Genomic DNA, 19,227 nt, shown 5'->3' on the forward strand with positions numbered 1-19,227 from the left:
CACCCTCTCCCCTTGTGGGAGAGGGTGGATTCGCGAAGCGAAGCCGGGTGAGGGGTATCTATCCTCACGAACAACTTCACGAGCGGAGAGAACCCCTCATCCGGCGGTTCGCGCCACCTTCTCCCACAAGGGGAGAAGGGAGAAAGCGCGTCGTCGAAAGTTCGCTACTTCACCACCCCGATCTCGCGAAAATACTTCATCACGCCAGGATGGATCAGCTCTGCCTTCGGCGCGGCCGCGATCGTGTTTGCAGCCGTGGTCTCGCAGGCCTGGGCGAGCTTCTTGCAGAACGTCGCCTCATTGCCGTGCAGCGTCTTGGCGAGGCGGTAGGCGACGTCGTCGGGCAGATCCTCGCGCGTGAGGATGAAGCTCCAGGAGCCGAGCGAGGCGATCGGCTCGGTCTGCTTCGGATAGGAGCCCGCCGGCACCGTCAGCGGCTTCAGGAACGGATGCTTGGCGCGGATGCGCGCGATCTCGTCAGCATTCGGCGCAATGAAGCGCGCGCTCGCGGCGACCGCGGCAAAGCCGGGCCAGCCGATGCCGGCGCCCCAGAGCGCGGCGACGCGGCCGTCCTCGACCATCGCGGGGCCGTCGCCGGCGCGGTCGAGATAAACAGCCTTGAAGTCCTCGTCCTGCTTCAGCCCGAGACCATCGAGCACATAGCGCGCCAGGATCGGCAGGCCGGAGCCCTTGGCGCCGAACGCGACGGGCTGACCGACGAGATCGCGAATCGTCGTGTAGGGGCTGTCGGCGCGCACCACGAACATGCCGGGGTTGGAATAGATCGCGGTGAGGATCTTCAGGCGCACAGGCGCGCGGCCGATGCCGGCGAAGGCTTCATAGGCCGGCTCGCCCGCGACCAGCGCGAGATCGAGCTCGCCCTTCTCCAGCAGCGGGATGTTCTCGTTGCTGCCCTTGGTGTTGCGGGGGGCGATGGTGAGATGCGGATCGGCCGCATTCATCACCTCCGCGAAGGCGTTGCCATAGAGCGGGAAGCCGCCGCCGGGCGTCGCCGTACCCAAGCTGATCGTCGTGGTCGGAATGGCCGTGCCTCCGGTTTGGGCGGCGGCGGGGCTGGCGAGAAGCGCCGCACCGAGAAGGATCATCGCGAATCTCATGGGCATCCCTGACGGACCTGCGTCAACACCGACTTGCGGCGATGTAGGCAGCGATCTGATTCTGTGAAAGCATGCCGCGCAAAGACAATAGAACAATGGGAGATGTCATGTTGCGAATCTTGCGGTGCGGTGTTTTCGGGCTCGCAGTCCTCTTGAGTCTTTTCAGCGCCACCCCTCCCGCAGCCGCCGGCTATCCCGACCGTCCCGTGCACTGGCTGATCGGCTTTGCCGCCGGCGGCCCGGTCGACATCGTGGCGCGGATCATGGCGCAATGGCTGTCGGACCGGCTCGGCCAGCAATTCATCGTCGAGAACCGCACCGGCTCGGGCGGCAACATCGCCGCCGCGGCTGCGATCAATTCGCCGGCGGACGGCTACACGCTGCTGTTCGTCGCGCCCAACAACGCGATCTCGACCTCGCTCTACAAGAAGCTGCCGTTCGACTTTTTGCGCGACACCACCCCAGTCGCCAGCATCATGCAGCTCACCAACATGCTGGTCGTCTCCAACGCGTTTCCGCCGAAGTCGGTTCAGGAGTTCATCGACTATTGCAAGGCCAACCCCGGCAAGATCTCCTATGCCTCCTCCGGCAACGGCACCTCGGTGCACATGTCGGCCGAGCTGTTCAAGGTGATGACGAAGTGCGACATGGTGCACGTGCCCTACCGCGGCTCGGCGATCGCCTTCCCCGACATCATCTCCAACAAGGTGCAGCTGATCTTCGACAACCTACCCTCCGCCATGGAGCAGGTGAAGGGCGGCAACGTCCGCGCGCTCGGCGTGACCTCGCCGCAGCGCTGGCCGAGCGTGCCCGACGTGCCCGCGATCGCCGAGACCGTGCCCGGCTTCGAATCGGTCGGCTTCTATGGCATCTCCGCGCCGAAGGGCACGCCGGGCGAGGTGATCGAGATCCTCAACAAGGCGGTCGGCGAAGCGCTGAAGGATCCGAAGCTTGTGGCGCGCCTCACTGAGGTCGGCGGCCTGCCCAAGCCGATGACATCGGCCGAGTTCGGCAAGCTGGTCGCGGATGAGACCGAGAAGTGGCGCAAGGTGGTCGAGTTCGCCGGCGTCTCGGTGGACTAGGCGGCCCCCGCCGAGCGCGGCCGCACCACGTTCGAGGGGGCCAACAGGCCCTCTCGAACAAAGTTGCGAAAACAACCCCATGCACAGTAGGCGAGGCCAGTGATTTCAATGGGTTACCGGCCACCTCGAAAAAACCTCCGAAAGGGCGGTTTGCTTCGTCGGGCAAAACAGGGTTATACAGGCATCATCGCCAATTTCGGTTATTCGAAAATGATCCATGATGCCGTGCCGGCGTTCCCATCCACCAGAGCCAGCATTGCACCCCCGCCTCCATCCCTGTAAACGAACCGCGCACCGTTGCCGGCCGCGCTTAGCCGCGGTCGCCTCGCGGCGGGGCCTGTAGCTCAATGGTTAGAGCCGGCCGCTCATAACGGTCTGGTTGCAGGTTCGAGTCCTGCCGGGCCCACCAATGGTATCAATCACTTATGCTTATGGCGAAAAATAGCGTGGACCGCTTGGTGGACCGGGTGGATACTTTCGGGCCAACCATGAAGAGACTATCGCGCTCACGGCACACGACGTCAGCTTCTGTCTAAATGCTCTTCGATGGCTGCTGCGATTGTGCCGTTCTTCACTGGGTCAATGCGATCCGCTTCCCGTTGCGCCCAGTTCGCCCATTTCTCGAATTCCGATTGTCCCGTTGCTGTTTCAGCGACCCGCAATCGTGCCGATTCCACATAGGTTCGAATCTGATTGGCGCGGTCGAGCGCCTTCGCCTGAGAAAGCAAACGTCCGATCCGTTGCCTTTCCGACTTCTGCTGAAGCTCGCGTGCCTTGCGCTCGGCCTCGTCCAGCCGCCGCTTGATTTCAGCTTCGGCTTCAGCTTTTCGCTCAATGATCCATTCTCTATGTCGGGCGAGACCGTTGCGGTAAGACGCCTCCGCACTGAGCAGCATCTGCACCAAGATCTCGGTCAGTTGATTTTCGAGTTGGCTTCCTTCCCGATCTTCCCAGGATTTATCGGTGTTCGAGCGATCACGCTCTCTGCCGAAAACTAGACATAAGCGCTCGCTCTGGCCTCCTTTCTTCGATTTGATGGGCTCGATGGTAAAGCAGACGTGGGCTTTGCCAATCGTGATCCATAGATCTCTCTTGCCGCCGGGCTCTTCTACGTATTTCGACGTATTCATCAAAGGTCGGCACTCGATGCGAGCGGCTGTCAAAAAGAGAGCGTTTATGATCAGCAGGCGCCGCCGCGCCGTTCCTGCGTCGTATTTTGGCGCGTACAAGCTGTGGCGCTGCTTGGCAAATTCCTTACGTCGTTCTTCATCATGTGCAAGGAGCTTCGCTACGAGCGGATGTGCAGGCTCGAATTTGCGCCCGCAGCGGACCTGCCCCACCAACTTTCTGGAACGCTCTTCGACTGAACACATGTCCTCATCGAAGGTCGGAACAGAAGGGATCGTAACGTCCTTGAATCTTTCCGGCCAATCCGCGCCCCAATAATCGTTGCGTGGCGGTCCACCAATCCTATCGGAAGCACCGGGGAAGCGAGGCGGCAACGCGATTTGGGCCGGCTTTCCGGCTTGTTTGCGTGCCCAATATCCCCGGGTCGGCACAGGGATACCCGCTTTCTTGCATTGCTTAGCGAGCGCAACGTCCGAGATACCGATAGTCGCTGCCACGGCCCTCATTGGTTGAGACCACACCAAGTCGTACAGCTCCTTCCGGGTAAATTCGGTGTCCATGGCTGCCGTGTGTTTGCCTATCGAGAGCTTCACGGGAGAGATTGAAAACTCTAAGCCCGAGACGCTTGCCCTGACGATAAAAAATCGCGACTAAGGGGCGGTATGATGTGGATACTAAAACGGGGAGCAGAGTGCGGGGGGCGAAGGGGCTCTGGCCTCAGCGCGATGCAGCACAGTGAATCGTTGAAAAAAGTGGAACCACAAACAGGAGACGAAGGATGGGTCACAACAATCCAGGCCGAGCACGTAGAGAGATCGCCCGCGACAACGAGCGCCTCTCCAAAATGACTGAGGAAGAGAGGCAGAGGGAGCGAGATGCGGAGGATCTGTCACGGGCCAAGGATCTAGCAAGGGAGGAAACCTACCAGTCCTTCTCGGCCGAGGAAAAAGCCATCTATGCAAAGGTAAAGCATGCGCTCGCAGTCGCAGAAAGCCGCGCCTCGGATGCATGGCATTGGGATAAACAGTTCGGCGGCACGGGTAGGCAAAACCCCTGGAGGAAAGACTAATGAGGATTTGGCAGGCTTAATCATGGGCCAGCAGTTGAGTTGGAGGGAATGTTGAACGGATGAAGAAGTTGATCCTGCTGGCGCTGATCTGTTGCGCCGTTCCAAATGTCGCAGTGGCAGAGAAGACGCCAACCCTCGACAAGGAGACAGATGCGATCAAGGAATATCTCTGGAAGAAGGGCATGAGCACAGCGCCGACCCAGATGTACCTTGCAGCCCGCACTGAACTTCGGACAGAGATGTGTGGCAGCATAAAGATGGACGACGAGGTGAAGATGTACCTGAGAACCGCTACCGTTGAAGCCCCTGCCGAGGTGGTCGTGAACTGGTACATGATCTTCAAAAAGAAGATGCGGGAGGTATTGATCGCCAACCCAGACGAAGCCCGCGAGTTCTGCAAGTGAAAGGACGCAAGATGAAGAAACTGCTGTTGATCACTCTCGCCCTCGGCATCAACCAGGCGCACGCATCGACCTTCAACTACGTTTGCAAGGACCGCGGGAAGACGTATCCGCTGACGGTCGACGACGCGAAGAACACCCTGACCTGGAAGGGGACCGTCTACAACATCGACGAGACCGACTGCGGCAAAGCCGGTTGGCACGCCGAGAAGGACGGCGTCGGGTTCGACTTCTGCACTGCCACCAAGGGAGTCGCTGACTTCGAGCTTAGTGGCCAGACGGTCATGTGCGACATGAAGCGATGACCAGGTACGTCAGATGCGCAAAGCCGACTCGTTCTGGCCCGGTAAGGAGGCTTGGGACGCAATGTTCGCAGCAGATTGCTCTCGCTCTGCCTCGGTTGAACTCCGGCCCATCTGCATCGCTCGCCAAAGTTCGTCGAGAGCATCCCTGATTTCGAGATTTTCCACGCCAGCTGCCTCAAGATTGACGCCGCTGCAGTAGGTCTCGGCGGGGGACCGAGGCGTCACTTCCCATCCGTGAGCCGACCATAACACTGACCCGGCTCGTTGCATGGTGCTTCGGCCGGCGCGTCCCGGATGAACACGGTCCCATTGCTGCATGATCATCGAAAGCTTCTTCATCGCCTTTGCCAGCGCTGCCGCGCGCTCATTTATCGCGAATCCGGCGTCTCGGATGATGAGTTTCTGCGTCAGTGTGGACCGTTGATCGGGATGAGACACAGCGAGAAGGTCAGGGCATTCTAACACGTGGAAGATTGCATCTGCCTGCTGGATAAGCGCGCCGACGGATTGCGCCTCTGGCTTGGCGAGCGCGGCAAGCAAGATGGTATACAAGGCACCGTCGCCGATCGCCTTGAGAAACTCGGGCCGCTTGTCCTCCGCCGCGTAACGGGCCTGCACCTGCCGGAACAATCCTTTTGGCTTCTCGCGGCCATAGGGCTTGACAAATACAATCTGAACGACGCGGCACGCGACGGACGCGAGTGCGTCGTCCGAAAACCATCCTTCTTCGTTTCCTTTGATGCAGAGCAGAATAGGAAAAACGATCGCCTGTGCGAGGGTGGCAGGCGGACACGCCTCGGCAAAACGAGGCTTAGCAAGCCCGGATAAGAAGCTGTCAATTTGGTTGCGCAAAGTTGCAAGCGCCTCTGCATCACTCCTCCGAGTTGCGGGCGGAGGCGGCGGCGGTGTCTTTCCGGGATTGTTTTCCGTTTCGCCATTAGCCTCATATTTCTCGGGCTCGTCAGCACTCCATCTCTCTTGGGATAGATCTATTTCCGGCTCGTCATCTGAAGTGAAGAGAAACTTCATGATACCGCTGAGCGAAACGCCGTGCATGTCGTTCTGGCCGGGCGGATGCGTTTCGCTCTTCTTGGCCTGTTCGCTCAAGCGATAGGTCAACTTCGAGGGGTCGACCGAGCCGGCCGGTTCGCTCTCGGCATCCGCGTCGGTATCCGGCTTGGTGGCTCCCTTTCGTTCCAACGGCGAGATCGACAAGTCGGGCGTCTCGAAGTTGAGGAGACTGGTGGAGACAGCATAGATCGCCTCCATGATGCGCTGCTCGCTTGCACCCGCGAAGCCTCGCCCGGAGAACACTTGGTGATTGGGATCGACCTGGCGGCCACGCGCGGCATTCTCAATGGCGCGCTCGTTGTCGATCCAGCGCGGCTGCGTCACCGCGACCGTCGAGCCTGACTGGATCTGCATCGTTGCAAAGACGGGCTCCGGGCCCAATGACGTCTCTTCCGGAAGACGCCCCGAGTATCGCGTACCTGACCGCTTCATCGCAACGCGAACCACTTTCCGATATAATTCGAAGGTCAATATCGCGTCTTCGCCATCCGGGACAGGCTCAACGAGAGCCTCAATCGTGCGTCCGGAAGCCCTGAGCCTCAGGCTCGTCAGGCGATAAGCTGGACCGGCTCCTGCATTGTCAGGTAATTCCTCGAGTTTGACGGGGGCGGTGAGAACATCCTTGGCCAAGCGCTCTTCACCATCGAAGTCGGTGAGGATCGGCGCGAACGCGGCACGTTCCGCCGCATCATACACGGTGACGAGTTCGATGTTCCCGTTCGCGTGGTTCGCAAGCCATGCCGCAGCAGAGCAGTTCGCCGAGCCCATAACCGCGGCATTGCCGTCGGGCCCCGAGAACCAGCAGAATTTTGCGTGCACCCGGCGCTTGGGATCACGCTCGACGAACCGAATCTGCAGGGGAAGCTTTGCCAACTGCTTTACATTGAACGACGCGAAAGATGGGGTTAGACAGATCACCGCCTTCCTTACGCCAAGCGTATCGTGTGCCCACCGAAGGAATGCGCCGTCGACGTCCGTCGAGCCAGTGTACATTTTAAGCGTCGTGAAGCGACGGCCTTCCCAGCGACGCGCCAATTGAGGCGCGAGGGGGCGGCCGGGCATGCCGAGAAGAACGGGGCCTAGCTTCGGGTCATCCTCCCGCCTGTTCAGCCATGGAGCTGACGCATGAACGATCTCTATTTGCGAGCGGAAGGATTCCGAGCCGGTCACGGTGCCGACCGATCGCAGAATCGCAGAGACCCACGTCCCGTTGTCTTCCTTACCGGGGCCAATCCGCCATGCGGTGGCAAGCTCGTGGTTTCCGCCCCAACCCGTATAAGTAAGATTGCCGGAGCCGATCCAAACTTTGCCGCCCTCGGGTGAAAGGCGAGCGATCAGCTTCGGATGGAAAAGGTTTGAAGGTTTCGCCTCTGCCAGCGTGTACCTTCGTCCGAGATGGAATATCTGGCCGGCACAGCGTTTCAGAGCGTCGCCGATCTGGCCCGCATCGCCCAGGATCAGGATGCGACGCGAGCCGCCTACGGCAAGGTCGTCGAGCGGAATGCGCTCGAAGAAGAGAGGATCGAATGCATAGGTCAGGAATATGGCGATGGGATACCCGGGCTCCTGGCAGAATTCGCGCGCGCTGATCATGGCCGTACAAGCGTATCAAGGGAGCGTTTCAACAAGCGCGCTCCGGATTTCGTCAAGCCGCGCTTGTCGGTGAGATCGAGTTGCTTGAGCCAATCGATTGCCATTGGGAGGCGAGAACCCGTGCGGCCGGGATTGAAGCCATTGTTGCGCGACCATGCCTCGGTGTCTGCTATGAGCACCGAGACGTCTTTCCCACGCGGTGCCGAAAAGCGTTTCCACGCGACGCGAAGATGTTGCTGGACAGTCCGCATGACGAGTTCGGCCATCACGTCTCGGTAACTGAGGTCATCTTCGAGAAACTCGTCGATCTTCGGGCGTATGACCGCGTTGATGCCGATTTGAAAAAACCCCCCGCTCTCCAAGAGCGCGCTCCGGCGCGCTGCAGCCACGTCCTCCAGCGGAGCTCGTGCGGACGCCAGACACCAGGCAACCGGCAACAGGGCGACCGCCGCATCACCCGACGATTGCGCGTGCTTATAAAGCGCAGTTTCGGATAGGCCGCCCGCCCAACGTGCTACTCCACCTTCCTCCACCCGGCCCTTGCGACAATGTTTTTGCACGCGCTCATGGACGGTGCGAAACGACAATCCCTCTGTGGTCTCGCCTTTGCCTAAGATACGGAAATGACCTAACGCCTCGTCTTTCTCCGGAGCGGCCGCGCTGAGACTGGCGATGATTTCGCTGGATAACGCGGGTGCGGAGCGCGCGCCGTAAACGCCGTCGACCGCACGCATAACGGCCGCGAACACGTATTCGTGACAGACCGCGAGGCAGTCCCGCACGACGTAAGCGAGGAAACCGTCCGTGCTCGATTCAAGGCAGGCCGGGAGCCCCTCAGGCGGCTGTTGTGCCGCCTCGAAGATGTCCATCTCCTCGATAGGACGCTGGTTCGCTTCGGTGAGCCAGAGCATTAGCGCATAATGCCGCAACCGTCGCCGTTCTGTAGCGTCCGTAGGACTTCGAGGCATAAGGACGTCGATCAGGATCTCACGCTCACCGCGTGGTATCGATACGATCGACATGGGCTCAGCGAGTTCTTCGAGTTCCCCGCGCGAAATCCGATCGGTGCTCGGCTTCTTCGCGAGGCGCTCGCCGTAAGCGGTATTGTGCAGTACCTTGTCGAATTCTTTTGCGAGCGCAGCCCCACGTTCCTCACTAAGCTTGTTGAGCCCATGCTCCGCTTGGCTCGTGAGGTTCAATTGGCGGCTGGATGCGATGTAGGCGTTGAGCGCGATGTTCTGCGTGAGTTTTCTCAAAGGCAGCGTCTTTTTCCCCGAGTCCAGCGCCTTGTCGGCCTCCTCGACGCCGACCAGGTTATTTACATCCCGTCGGGTCATTCGGTTGGCCATCACGAAGGCCGCTTCTTGCGCTGCAGCGAATTCGGCGAACGACGATCTCTTCTCGGGAAGCCGCGCCTGGGCGTAGCGCCAGATCATCCAAGAAACTAGGGACATGTATCTGAGCTTGGGGGTCACGGTTGTGACACCGTCGAACAAGTCGTTGCCGATCGCTTGGACAGGGGCGCGAAGCCCGAGCAAGTCGAGGCCTGCCGTTTGGACTGCATCGAAGGAAATCCAGTCCGGTACCGGCACACTCATTGGCTGTTCGCCCCCGGAACCGTATCGTACCTTGCGGCGGCGCCAAGGCAAAGCCCGATAGCCAGCGGCACTTCGCTCACGACCGTTGTAAGGCTAACGCAGACGCTCGGCAGTTGACGATTCGAAATCATATTCCCAAAGCTCTACGCCTGCCGGCACGAGATGGCCGTGCGTTTTGAGGTAATAGGCCGCAAGGCTTTGTTCCTTGCGGTAGTGCTTGAGAACGAAAAAGATCTTCCGGTATGAGGGAGGCGCAACGTGGAAATAGTACATTGCTTCGTTCCACACCGTCATCTTGGCGCTCGGCATGTTGCCGCCTTGCGTCCATGTGTGGGACTTGCATTCGACAAGGACGGGCGGGTTCTCACTGCCGAGATCGAAGCGGTGCAATTTCTTCCTCTCGGCGACGCCCACGAGTACCGCGAAATTTTTCGACAGAACAACGCCCTGCGTTGCGAAAAATGCGCGTGCAGCTGCCTCAAAATCGTTGCCGGCGTGCGCGTTGCTTAGCGCACCCGGTCTCTGGAAATTGTTGTTGTCCATGCAGGCTCGATCGAATCACCTTAGGGTAGCATTATAGTGCCCTCCACCAGGAGGTCGATAAACACCTGATCCAGCACTTTTTTCATTCTTCGCATTCGTCTGAAGCCGATCTCGCATAGGGACCGCGAGGCACGACAAGGATCAAAGGCCAATGTTTGTTATCGAAAGCAAGTTTATCGGCGACTTCAAAATCGGCGACAACATCAATCACAACCTGAAAATTCTGGAGGCCTTGTACAAGAGCTATTCGGAAGCCGATGAAGCGGAGCAAGCCCTCCTCTGCAAGCCCATAGTGGTCACACTTGCTTCGCTGGTCGATGCCGTCTTTTATGACTTGCATCAGCGGATCAAGACATTCACGCGCGAAGGTGTCGAAAACATTATCGCGTCCTCCATCGCCTACGTCCGTAAACAGAAGGGAATCGATGACTTCGGGAAATACATTGCAAGCGCGAAGAAACATGGCTTGATCGAGGCGACAAACGACAAGCTTTATGACGACCTCGATGAGATCAGGAAGCTGCGCAATCGCATTCACATCCAGAATACGAGGAACTACCCGCCCCGGAACGAACGTGATGCGTTCACGCCAGCCAAGAAGCTCCTTGCGGAGAAAGCGGTCGAGAAAACATTCCGCGTTATGGCGACGAAGTATGCCCGAAAGCTGGACTACGTCGAGAACTTCAACCTGCCTTGGGCCCCCCACTTCGCCTGACGACTGAAAATAGGTCCCGGATCGCGTCGCAGCGGAATCTTGGCTTTGGGTTCACAAGGGTCATCACGTCGCCCTTCAGCGTGGTGTACCCCGCCTCACTTACTTCTGGATTTTGCGGCACGGTGAATGCGACCGTGTCGACATGAGCACGCTTTTCGGACGTAAAGACCCCAGCGGCGATGGCGTGAAGCCCGTTAGACGTTCGCAGCATGCCCTCTAGCTCGGAACGGCTGATCGGATCGACGAGATTGAGGGCGACGAGGGCTGGCCGCGTTCCGCTGCATTGGTCGGCGGCTTCCTTCACGCGCTTGGTTAGCGTGGCGACGACAGTGTCGGGCCGCTCGCTAATAAAAGCCGCAGCTGCGACGGAGAACCCGGGGCGGCCTCGAAGGAAGATGTGCGCATTGGAAACGCCCATGGCATCGGCGCATGCCCGGTGGACAATCTTGTCGTCCTGCGGCCCGGCCCAGACCAGCTCGTGGCTATGGGAGTAGGATACCGCGGCTGGGGCAGCTTTTACCTCCCGACGCCCGCGTGCCGCTTCAAGTACGACATCGGCTACACCTTGAAGTGCGGCGGTCGAGGGTTCGAGCTTTGAAGGAAGCACGACTTTTAGGAAATGCGACCCAGCCTCGAGCAGAAGCGGCTCTAGGCCGGATTCGATCAACGATGAAAGGCGGCTCATTTCATGTCGATGGATTTGGCGGCCTGAATCGCCCGACGTTGTTTTGCACTCCATCTCCAGCTCGAAGCCATCCTTCCGGGCCAGAAAGTCGAAGTTGCCGACTTTCTCGATGTCCGCCAGGACAACATCCCAGCCCATTCCCATCAGGTGCATGGCCATCGTCAGTTCGTAGGAGAAGGGCCGGATGCCGAATTTTCCGTTCACAAGCCCCTTCAGCTTACTTGAGAATTCGTCTTGCGCCGATGGCGGAAGATGGAGGAATACTCGGTGCGCAGAGACGAGGAAACTGAAGAGAGGGTCGAAGACAACATCGTGGGGGAGCTCGCCCGTATTTCTGTGCCATTCCCGCGCGGCCGCGAAAAGCCACTCAAGGTGAAAGTTATTCAGAAAATGCAGGGCAAGGATGCGGTCACGGCGAAATTCCTGCTCTTGGCGCGCGCTCTTGGCATCGAACTCACGCCCGATCACGCTGTCGGCCCAATAGAAGGCGGCGAGAATATCCGACGTGCTCGCTTCGTTGCTTACCAGCATGTTTGGCCACGCTAACTGCGTTGGTGGTCAGGACTAGACATAGAACTTGAACGGCTGCTTCTCCGCGCCTCGCGCGCTTCCCATGGAAAGCACGTCGCCAACTTTATCGGCAAACCTGACCGTCACCGGCAGGCCATCATTGAAGTTGCAGGCGTTGTAGTTGATCTTGGTCAGTCCCATGATGTCACCCAAAACGTCCTTCATTTGGGGGAAGTCGGCGCTTGAGCGCAGAATCGATATGAAGAGAGGATTCGGGGTTTCGGGGCCAATGTAGGTGTCGAGTTGTGGAACATATCCCGTGGTCCAAAGATATGCGTTTTGGTCATCAAGCACGATCGCCGTGCCACGAAGCACTGGATAATCGCCGTTTCGAAACAGTTTGTTCTCCCCGTAAGTCGTCTTTATCCGGACCCCGACAAGGGTTGTCTCTTTTGGTACAACGCCCGCGAACGCATTCCATTCGTCATCCCTAAAGGTGGTTCGACCGTGGATGAACAGCTCCTTCGGCGGGCATCCGTGTTTGCCTCGATAGGTATCCAGCACTTGGCCAATGAGTTTCTTGGCTGCGTCTGGCTTTAAGTGAAATTCATTGCGGCCTGTCTGCCACGGGCCATTGGCGCCACGAAATACGACGCCGTCGCCCTCGGCGAGGAACATTTGAGCCGCACAACAGGCGTGTTCGTTCGGATCGTTTGGGAGCATCTTAAAAATTAAGCCGATGTAGGCGACGCCCGGCCGCGCACTGGCAAGTTTCCACGGCGGCTCAGCTTGCGTCTTGTAATAGAGGCCCGTCGCCAAGTTCCATCCGACGGTTGCCGCGTCCTGCAAGTGCCGAGATTGGTATCCCGCGCTGTTGAGGAAAGCTTCCGGCGCAAGGGTCGTTTCTCGCACGAGTTGCGAGGTGTGATTCAATTTGAGAAATGCCGCTTTGGCTTGCCGATGGAAATCAGGAATGTCGTCGAAGATCTCTTCCGAAGATTGGTCAATAACCTTCTCGAAGAGCGGCAGGTCGGCACGCTCGATTTGCTTCTTGCCGAAATCGCCCTTCACGAGGGCTAAACCAGTACGTTTTGCCTTCGGCTTACACCGCTCGAATACGAGCTCCGGCAGGACTAGTATCCAGACGTCGACCTTGCGCTCTTCGTTCTTGTCGTGCTGAGTGACCTTATCGGTGTAGATGCTCACCGCCTTGCGCACGGCTTCATGATGGTTGAGCGTGCGTGTGGATTCGTCCAGCTCATCGAAATTGATCTCATAGAAAACAATGTTAGCTGCGTCGAACGAGATTCCGAAAGCTTCCTCTATGCCCGGAAAATTGGCGAGGTGTAGCCTGTTTTTCTTCTCGCCTTTCTTCGGCGGCGGCACGTCGATCTGGCCCTTCAGTTTGGCCGCCCAGGTCCGGAAATGTTCAACCCCTTCTGCCCTGCCAATAACGCCGATCGAGATGAGAGGTGCTTTCGGGGGCTTCATATGCGGGCCGTAAAGGAAAAGCCCGTCCTTCGGGTAGGCGCATTTCTGCCCGTAATTGAATTCGAGCGGGGGTTCGTCGATATGGAGGACGGGGAGCGATCTTTCGTCAAGCTTCATTCGCATCGTCCTCGTCGTCGTCGGGTATGGGCCCCGTCATGGTCGTCTCATCGGCCTCTTCCGCCGCATCGTCTGCGATATCGGGAAGGTCGGTTGTGACGGGTGATGTAAAGAAGATCGGCACAGCCTCAAGTTTGATGCCTGCTTGCGAGCCTACGGAAAGGGTAACATAGGCAGAATCCGCAACCAGTAATTCGAGAAAGGCGCGAAGCCGCCCGTGCCATTGCTTATTGCGCCAGCCCTTGCAAACGGATCGACGAAGCCGGTGCTGGGCGCCTTTCTTCTGAAGGACCGGACCGGCTTCGGTACCGGAGACCTCCGAAAACAGCACCCGCGACTTCATCTTAAAGTGATAGTAGGGCCAAAACGACGGAATGGCCGTGACGCCGAAGGACCACACATGCTTGCGGGCAATGTTCCGCAGCATGGAGGAGTGCTTTTCACCCTGGGTGCCCCAAGGTATGCGTTGGCCGATCCTGGCTTGATCCTTCGTAACATGGAAGGCGGCGTCCTTTGAATACTCTATCCGCAATAGCCCCGCGTTGATGGCCCACGCTTCCCATGCTTTGCGGAAGATGGATTTCACGAAGTTGGACGATTCTCGCGCTTCAATGTTTTTCTGCGGATAGCCGTCACGGACGAATGTGAGGGTGTCGCACTCATGGGTAATTTCAAAGCTGGCGATATGCGCAAGCTCCGCGTTGACGTCGTCGAGGGATGCAAAGGAGAAGAAGCCACGTTCGTGAACTTGACCGTGAAACCGGAACTTGCCGCATGCCTTGGAAAATGCGGCGTGGTCGATCGCGCCCTTTGGAGAGAAATAGCGAATTGTGTCTGGAATTTCGACAACGCGAAGCCAATTCGACGTGAGCGGCTCCGGTTCATTTTTGATCAAAACGCCGTTGCGCTGCCGGTACTGCTCCCAATTCGGACTGATGCGTATGGCGGAGCTATCGCGGGGGACTTTTTCCTTGTCGAGCGCATTCAACAGCTGGTTCAATCCGCTCGCCCAGCCGTTGCTGAAGTCGATGAATTGAAGCTCCCCGATGCCGAAAACCTTTTTGTACCTCTCAAGGCGCAGCGGGATGATGAACTTTGGGTCTTTCAATTCCCGGGCAAGATCCTCGGCAATTCCGATCTCTTCTTGAACGCCGTTGCGCGACAACGTCGAATCCCTCCCGCAAAGGAGCATCTTCACCGCTCTCGCCTGTAGCGTATTGGTTAGCTCCTGGCGCCAGCGTACGCCCGGCTCAAGACGAATGATGTCGGCATAGACGGTATAGCCGGAAGCTTCGAGGCGTGGCGCGAGCCAGAGCGCGAACTCATCATCGCCGGGAGTGGCTTTGCTGATGAACACCACATTGCGCAGAGAAGGTGAAACGGTGGGCATAATGGAGGAATGTCCGAATCGTGCATAAATATGCCCCAGTATAACGGCACACTTTGCAGTAGAGGAATGCCGGAAGGTCACTTCTGTTCGGATAGTTTAGCCGCGTCCGGTAGGGCCCCCGCGCCTGATAAACCGCTGATATCGCAGTATTTTTAACTGATAATTTTCTACCTTGAGGGGCGGCATTAAGAGGAGTCAAAAGCGTGCCCTATTCGCTTCGATTCCCGCCGTTAGCCGAGACTTACCGGATTGGAGATCCGCACATCACCTACCCTTCACGTCGCTTTCCTCCTCTAAAGGGAGAAAAGACCTGCAGGGGGCAAATCACCGCGCGGATGAGCACAGATCCTTTACACGGTTGAGCTAAGCGAGTGACAGTCTTGGATAACAACCGTGCATTTGACCGTGCATCCAGCACACAGACGTGCAGCGAGCGGTACCGGAGTTACAAGTCCATTTAACAGCAAGCGTGGACATGCATGGATTGCCCATCCGATCTTCTTTTTCGAGCCCTACCGCGCTCATACCAAAGTCACTCTGGGATCATGAACGAGACACAGTTTTCCGTCGAGTTTTTGCGCACGGCCGCGTCGCTCATGCGCTTGACTGATGACCAGCAGGACGAGGTTTTGGAAGGCCGCGCTCACGACCTTCGCCCGTGGTGGAAGGAGATGGGCTCTTCGGCCTTGTTTGCACTAGCTAGTCCGGAAGTTAGGGATGCAATTCGGATGCTTGGTGACATCTCAGCGCCACGCCTTGGTTCACCCATTTTGATAGTTAACTTGGTGCACGAGGTGCATCCGATCCTGCGGGGACACGTGGAACTGATCGAAACAGTGCCTTTGCGCCTGGCTGCTCAACGGTCCAAACTTGTCGCGAGATTCATAGACATAATCGATGACCGGAACAAGTTGGACCGCGACAACCACCACGTTGGTTGGCACTATCACTACTGTAAACCGAACGGAAAACGCTCTGATACGATGTTGTCATTCGATACGAATCAACCGGATCGATATGACAGCAAAACCGGCGCCATAAAGAACGTACCGCTCTTTTGGGAGCGGCACAAAGGCACCTTTCCGGCCAAGCCAAACATCTGGGGCGCCGACAAGCGGAAGAGTGTTTTCAACGCCGCATTTCCCGATTTATTGAAGCACCAATGGCAAGAATTCCGCCGCCCTAAGGATGAAGCGTCGCCGGTCTGGCCGCGAAGTGCAATATTAAGCCCAAAACCACGTTCCAGGGAGTGACGATCAAGCTTCGATGCGGGGCACTGGTCTTCCACAACGCGACGAGCTTGGAGGACCGTCGTTCTTGCCGGCGATTGTATGAGCTGAGACACATTAGTGGCGGGTACCACTCCGTACTTTTACTGGCTCACGAATCTCCCCTCCATGCTGCGAATTGATAAACAGCCGCCGCGCTTACAGCTCTCGAAATTGCTGTATTTAACTTCCCCGACAACGCTAAGATGAAAAAATATCGGGGGAGGTATCTTTGTCTAGGAAGGATGGCCGTGACCAAGTTCTGGTGAACCTGGGTGATGAGATCTTAGCCGCAATGGCAAACGTCTCGGAAGCGGCAGGAGAAGCACTATCAGGCTCTAGTGGAGGCCCCTCCCTTACAGCGCTGGCGACGCCGTCCAACAGGATGGTTGGAGAAGCCAAGCCCGAGCGGCTCATGCTGGCGAGGAATGCAGAGGAACGGACAGCGCTCGCCCGCCTGATAGAAGATCCATTCGTTGCAAGGGTAGACGTCGAGTGGCAGAAGGGTGGGCCGCCACAAACAACCTACTACTTCGCGCGCCGTTCTGCTGCCGGGTTGACCACTGCGATCAAAGGTGCGGCTTTTGTCGCTTCGGGCGCCCGGCTCGGCGCATTGGCTGAATACGAAGCTGGTGATGTCGCGACTATCGAAATCAATGGGATCGGTCGTAAGGCTCGCATAATCAAGCGCGCTGTCCTATCGCCGCACATGCGGGAAGGTCTTTGGGATGCTCTTCTCGCCAACATTGAGGTTGGAGAGTGGGGTGAGGTTCTAGAACTGCTCCGTGCCGAGTCGTTGCGGATCGGGCTCGACGCTCTAAAACGTAAGCTCGCCGGGCCGACAGAGATCGAGGACATAGTCGGCAAATTGCTGGCCGAAGCCGCGGAAGCAGATGCGGAACGAGGTCGGCTCCGACGCAAGGTGGTCGACCGGATCGCGCTTCGGGACCGTCCGGTACTGGACAAATTTCAGGGAGAGATTTATCGCCTGCCGCTCGATCGACAGGTCATACTATTTGGACCGCCGGGCTCTGGAAAGACAACTACCCTCATCAAACGGTTGGCCCAGAAGAGAACAGCGGACGCGCTTACGGAAAGCGAAACGAGGCTCGTCGCCGCTTACGATCGCGAGCGATTCCTTAGGCCGGACAATTGGGCGATGTTTTCGCCAACCGAACTCCTCAAGGAATACCTTGGGGCTGCCTTTAACAAAGAAGGCGTGCCGGACTCTGGCAACGTCCGGACATGGGACAAGGAACGCCATGACCTCGCGCGCAATGTCTTCGGTATTCTTCGAACCGGAAGTTCCGGACGCTTTCAGTTGGTCGATCGAGCATTCCTTATCGATCGGTCCAGTCGCGGCGTCGCGACGTTGCATGATGACTTTACTACCTATGCAGAATCCGTCCTTGCTCGGCGGTGCGACGAGGCCTTGGCCGCATTGCGCTCAGCCGAGAGTGTAGGCATACGGCGCCAGGCACTCGCGTTGGCCAGCGCTCTGGGGCCGGAGGAAAGATTCTCGCTTGGCGACGTTCTTCGCTTCCTCGATGGCGCGGACGGTTGGCAAGCCGAAATAAGGACTCTCTCCGAGGCGATCTCAACTGGCCTCGGCAGGACGGTTAATCTACTGCTGAATGTCAATCGATCGTTGCTCGATGAGATCGCCGCCTCTTTGTCGACGCTCCGCGGTGAAGACGAGGAGGACGTCGACGACGAGGTTGATGAGGGGGCAGAACCCGCTGGCGCAGCGGGAAATCCGAGGCGTGAAGCACTTGAAGTCGTAATGGCAACGATGCGCAGTTGGGCTCGTGCTGTCGCTGAGGGAAGACGCTCGGTTGGCGGGAGATCAGGAAGGGTCATTTCCCTGATCGGAAACCGGATGCCTCCGGCCGAAAGCTTATTGGATTTGGGTAAGCAGATCGCGCTGCGGGCTCGTATGAGGACATTCGTTCAAGCGCCACGCACGTCTGTTATCGGACTCCCGACGCTGTATGCTCGCTTCCGACGGCAGGCCGCGAGGGATGGAAGACACTTCCGCGCTGGAGACGAGACTGCTCACTTCCTCGATCGCAATCTCATATCTGAGGACGAGTTGGACGCATTGCTCCTCGTTCTTCTGCGAAATGTTCGTCGCCTAGTCGCTTATGCGGATAGCAGGCGTATCGAGCAGACGGCCCAACCCGATTGGCTTAGCACGATACGAAGACGGCACCTGACTCAGGTATTCGTGGACGAGGCGACGGACCTTTCTGCTGTCCAGCTCGCCTGCACGATTGAACTGGCCGATCCAGCACTTCGTTCGTGGTTCGCCTGCGGTGACCTGCGCCAGCGGATCACTGGCCACGGCATTCGCGACAACGCCGAAATAGAATGGCTCAACAAGGCGACCGAAACGAAGATCGATCTACGCAGCATCAATATCGGATATCGGCAGAGCCAAAGGCTTCGGGAATTATCTGACGCTCTTGCCCGTTTGTTGGATGACACTGAGGGACGCGGCACTGATGCTTCGAAGGGCAGCGATGAATCGAATGCCTGGCCGCTTCTGGGAGAACGATTGTCCGGATTGCCATCGGCTCAGTGGCTGGCGAAGCGAATAGTCGAGGTTGAAGATGCCGTCGGGCGCCTGCCCTCAATTGCGATCTTTGTCGATGGGGACGATCTCATTGACCCCCTGGCTGGCGCCCTGCAGCCGCTACTGGCAGAAAGAAATATTCCCGTAGCAGGATGCAAGGAAGGCAAGGTGGTCGGCGACGAGCGCGAGGTGCGCATCTTCGACGTTAAGCACATCAAGGGTCTTGAGTTCGAAGCCGTGTTCTTTATGGGCGTCGATGGGCTCGCTCAACGGATCCCAGACCTCTATCGCCGCTTGGTGTATGTCGGTATGACCCGCGCCGCCACCTACCTCGGCGTGACCTGCGAACAAAAGTTGCCTGCAGAATTGGAAGCGTTGCGACCGCACTTTGGAACCGACAGTTGGGCCGCCATCCATTAGCCCACGTGGTCCTGGAAGCACAGTCGGAACGGCTGTCGGTTGGCGTTGAAAACCCGCGTCAAGCCATTGAAAAATCAGACTTCTGAGCTTACGGTGGCGAAGAATGGGGAGCGTGCTACTCGTCCTCGTAAGAATAATTCTGGGCCAG

General features: G+C 58.1%; 15 protein-coding genes and 1 tRNA gene. 8 read left to right on the forward strand and 8 right to left on the reverse strand.

Features of this window, described 5'->3' with window-relative positions:
- Positions 1-164: 164 nt before the first annotated feature.
- Positions 165-1,118: a TAXI family TRAP transporter solute-binding subunit gene (locus ACNJYA_RS32880; protein ID WP_439401415.1), complete on the reverse strand. Its 954-nt coding sequence runs from the start codon at positions 1,116-1,118 to the stop codon at positions 165-167.
- Positions 1,119-1,225: 107 nt separating this feature from the next.
- Here ACNJYA_RS32880 and ACNJYA_RS32885 point away from each other — a divergent pair, with 107 nt between their 5' ends.
- Together ACNJYA_RS32885 and ACNJYA_RS32890 are read left to right on the forward strand one after the other, a co-directional pair.
- A complete protein-coding gene (locus ACNJYA_RS32885) occupies positions 1,226-2,200 on the forward strand; it encodes a Bug family tripartite tricarboxylate transporter substrate binding protein (protein WP_439401416.1) in 975 nt (324 codons plus the stop codon).
- A 333-nt stretch (positions 2,201-2,533) separates the two neighbouring features.
- Positions 2,534-2,609, forward strand: a tRNA-Ile gene (locus ACNJYA_RS32890).
- A gap of 112 nt (positions 2,610-2,721) precedes the next feature.
- Here ACNJYA_RS32890 and ACNJYA_RS32895 read toward each other — a convergent pair.
- Complete coding sequence (locus ACNJYA_RS32895) at positions 2,722-3,888, reverse strand: hypothetical protein (RefSeq protein ID WP_439401417.1); 1,167 nt, start codon at positions 3,886-3,888, stop codon at positions 2,722-2,724.
- A gap of 218 nt (positions 3,889-4,106) precedes the next feature.
- Between ACNJYA_RS32895 and ACNJYA_RS32900 the strand changes: the two genes are divergently transcribed.
- The 3 genes from ACNJYA_RS32900 to ACNJYA_RS32910 are packed head-to-tail and all read left to right on the forward strand — an operon-like array spanning position 4,107 to position 5,103.
- The gene (locus ACNJYA_RS32900; RefSeq protein WP_439401418.1) at positions 4,107-4,397 is read left to right on the forward strand and encodes a hypothetical protein; all 291 of its coding nucleotides are present in this window, start codon (positions 4,107-4,109) and stop codon (positions 4,395-4,397) included.
- A 59-nt stretch (positions 4,398-4,456) separates the two neighbouring features.
- On the forward strand, positions 4,457-4,801 hold the full coding sequence (locus ACNJYA_RS32905; RefSeq protein ID WP_014498070.1) for a hypothetical protein: 345 nt from the start codon (positions 4,457-4,459) through the stop codon (positions 4,799-4,801).
- An 11-nt stretch (positions 4,802-4,812) separates the two neighbouring features.
- Positions 4,813-5,103, forward strand: coding sequence for a hypothetical protein (locus ACNJYA_RS32910; protein WP_439401419.1), 291 nt, complete (start codon positions 4,813-4,815; stop codon positions 5,101-5,103).
- A 9-nt stretch (positions 5,104-5,112) separates the two neighbouring features.
- Here the strand turns inward: ACNJYA_RS32910 and ACNJYA_RS32915 are convergent, their stop codons facing one another.
- The 3 genes from ACNJYA_RS32915 to ACNJYA_RS32925 all read right to left on the reverse strand — a co-directional run bounded on the left by ACNJYA_RS32915 (position 5,113) and on the right by ACNJYA_RS32925 (position 9,908).
- Positions 5,113-7,767, reverse strand: a complete 2,655-nt coding sequence (locus tag ACNJYA_RS32915) for a hypothetical protein (RefSeq protein ID WP_439401420.1) — start codon at positions 7,765-7,767, stop codon at positions 5,113-5,115.
- Positions 7,764-9,365 (reverse strand): hypothetical protein, encoded by a 1,602-nt coding sequence (locus tag ACNJYA_RS32920; protein ID WP_439401421.1) that lies wholly within the window; start codon positions 9,363-9,365, stop codon positions 7,764-7,766. Before ACNJYA_RS32920 ends, ACNJYA_RS32915 begins: the two co-directional genes overlap by 4 nt.
- Before the next feature lie 93 nt (positions 9,366-9,458).
- On the reverse strand, positions 9,459-9,908 hold the full coding sequence (locus tag ACNJYA_RS32925) for a hypothetical protein (protein ID WP_439401422.1): 450 nt from the start codon (positions 9,906-9,908) through the stop codon (positions 9,459-9,461).
- Between the two features lie 151 nt (positions 9,909-10,059).
- Here ACNJYA_RS32925 and ACNJYA_RS32930 point away from each other — a divergent pair, with 151 nt between their 5' ends.
- Positions 10,060-10,623 (forward strand): hypothetical protein, encoded by a 564-nt coding sequence (locus ACNJYA_RS32930; RefSeq protein WP_439401423.1) that lies wholly within the window; start codon positions 10,060-10,062, stop codon positions 10,621-10,623.
- Here ACNJYA_RS32930 and ACNJYA_RS32935 read toward each other — a convergent pair.
- From ACNJYA_RS32935 to ACNJYA_RS32945, 3 genes are read right to left on the reverse strand one after another with little or no spacing between them, the layout of a single operon-like run.
- Positions 10,592-11,839 (reverse strand): hypothetical protein, encoded by a 1,248-nt coding sequence (locus tag ACNJYA_RS32935; RefSeq protein WP_439401424.1) that lies wholly within the window; start codon positions 11,837-11,839, stop codon positions 10,592-10,594. The genes ACNJYA_RS32930 and ACNJYA_RS32935 overlap by 32 nt on opposite strands.
- 33 nt (positions 11,840-11,872) lie before the next feature.
- Entirely contained in the window at positions 11,873-13,426 is a 1,554-nt protein-coding gene (locus ACNJYA_RS32940; RefSeq protein ID WP_439401425.1) for an argonaute/piwi family protein, read from the reverse strand.
- Positions 13,416-14,816, reverse strand: a complete 1,401-nt coding sequence (locus tag ACNJYA_RS32945) for a toll/interleukin-1 receptor domain-containing protein (protein WP_439401426.1) — start codon at positions 14,814-14,816, stop codon at positions 13,416-13,418. The genes ACNJYA_RS32940 and ACNJYA_RS32945 overlap by 11 nt, the downstream gene beginning before the upstream one ends.
- 545 nt (positions 14,817-15,361) lie before the next feature.
- Here ACNJYA_RS32945 and ACNJYA_RS32950 point away from each other — a divergent pair.
- Together ACNJYA_RS32950 and ACNJYA_RS32955 are read left to right on the forward strand one after the other, a co-directional pair.
- A complete protein-coding gene (locus ACNJYA_RS32950; protein WP_439401427.1) occupies positions 15,362-16,069 on the forward strand; it encodes a hypothetical protein in 708 nt (235 codons plus the stop codon).
- 247 nt (positions 16,070-16,316) lie between these two features.
- Entirely contained in the window at positions 16,317-19,079 is a 2,763-nt protein-coding gene (locus ACNJYA_RS32955; protein ID WP_439401428.1) for an ATP-binding domain-containing protein, read from the forward strand.
- Positions 19,080-19,227: the final 148 nt, after the last annotated feature.

This window comes from Bradyrhizobium sp. BLXBL-01, from assembly GCF_051853025.1.
Lineage (GTDB): Bacteria > Pseudomonadota > Alphaproteobacteria > Rhizobiales > Xanthobacteraceae > Bradyrhizobium.

Excerpts from the sequence above, each read along its gene's own strand:
- ACNJYA_RS32950 (WP_439401427.1), top strand. The coding sequence starts at position 15,362 with ATGAACGAGACACAGTTTTCCGTCGAGTTTTTGCGCACGGCCGCGTCG.
- ACNJYA_RS32915 (WP_439401420.1), bottom strand. The coding sequence starts at position 7,767 with ATGATCAGCGCGCGCGAATTCTGCCAGGAGCCCGGGTATCCCATCGCC.
- ACNJYA_RS32900 (WP_439401418.1), top strand. The coding sequence starts at position 4,107 with ATGGGTCACAACAATCCAGGCCGAGCACGTAGAGAGATCGCCCGCGAC.
- ACNJYA_RS32940 (WP_439401425.1), bottom strand. The coding sequence starts at position 13,426 with ATGAAGCTTGACGAAAGATCGCTCCCCGTCCTCCATATCGACGAACCC.
- ACNJYA_RS32880 (WP_439401415.1), bottom strand. The coding sequence starts at position 1,118 with ATGAGATTCGCGATGATCCTTCTCGGTGCGGCGCTTCTCGCCAGCCCC.
- ACNJYA_RS32905 (WP_014498070.1), top strand. The coding sequence starts at position 4,457 with ATGAAGAAGTTGATCCTGCTGGCGCTGATCTGTTGCGCCGTTCCAAAT.
- ACNJYA_RS32935 (WP_439401424.1), bottom strand. The coding sequence starts at position 11,839 with ATGCTGGTAAGCAACGAAGCGAGCACGTCGGATATTCTCGCCGCCTTC.
- ACNJYA_RS32925 (WP_439401422.1), bottom strand. The coding sequence starts at position 9,908 with ATGGACAACAACAATTTCCAGAGACCGGGTGCGCTAAGCAACGCGCAC.
- ACNJYA_RS32930 (WP_439401423.1), top strand. The coding sequence starts at position 10,060 with ATGTTTGTTATCGAAAGCAAGTTTATCGGCGACTTCAAAATCGGCGAC.
- ACNJYA_RS32945 (WP_439401426.1), bottom strand. The coding sequence starts at position 14,816 with ATGCCCACCGTTTCACCTTCTCTGCGCAATGTGGTGTTCATCAGCAAA.
- ACNJYA_RS32920 (WP_439401421.1), bottom strand. The coding sequence starts at position 9,365 with ATGAGTGTGCCGGTACCGGACTGGATTTCCTTCGATGCAGTCCAAACG.
- ACNJYA_RS32895 (WP_439401417.1), bottom strand. The coding sequence starts at position 3,888 with ATGGACACCGAATTTACCCGGAAGGAGCTGTACGACTTGGTGTGGTCT.
- ACNJYA_RS32910 (WP_439401419.1), top strand. The coding sequence starts at position 4,813 with ATGAAGAAACTGCTGTTGATCACTCTCGCCCTCGGCATCAACCAGGCG.
- ACNJYA_RS32885 (WP_439401416.1), top strand. The coding sequence starts at position 1,226 with ATGTTGCGAATCTTGCGGTGCGGTGTTTTCGGGCTCGCAGTCCTCTTG.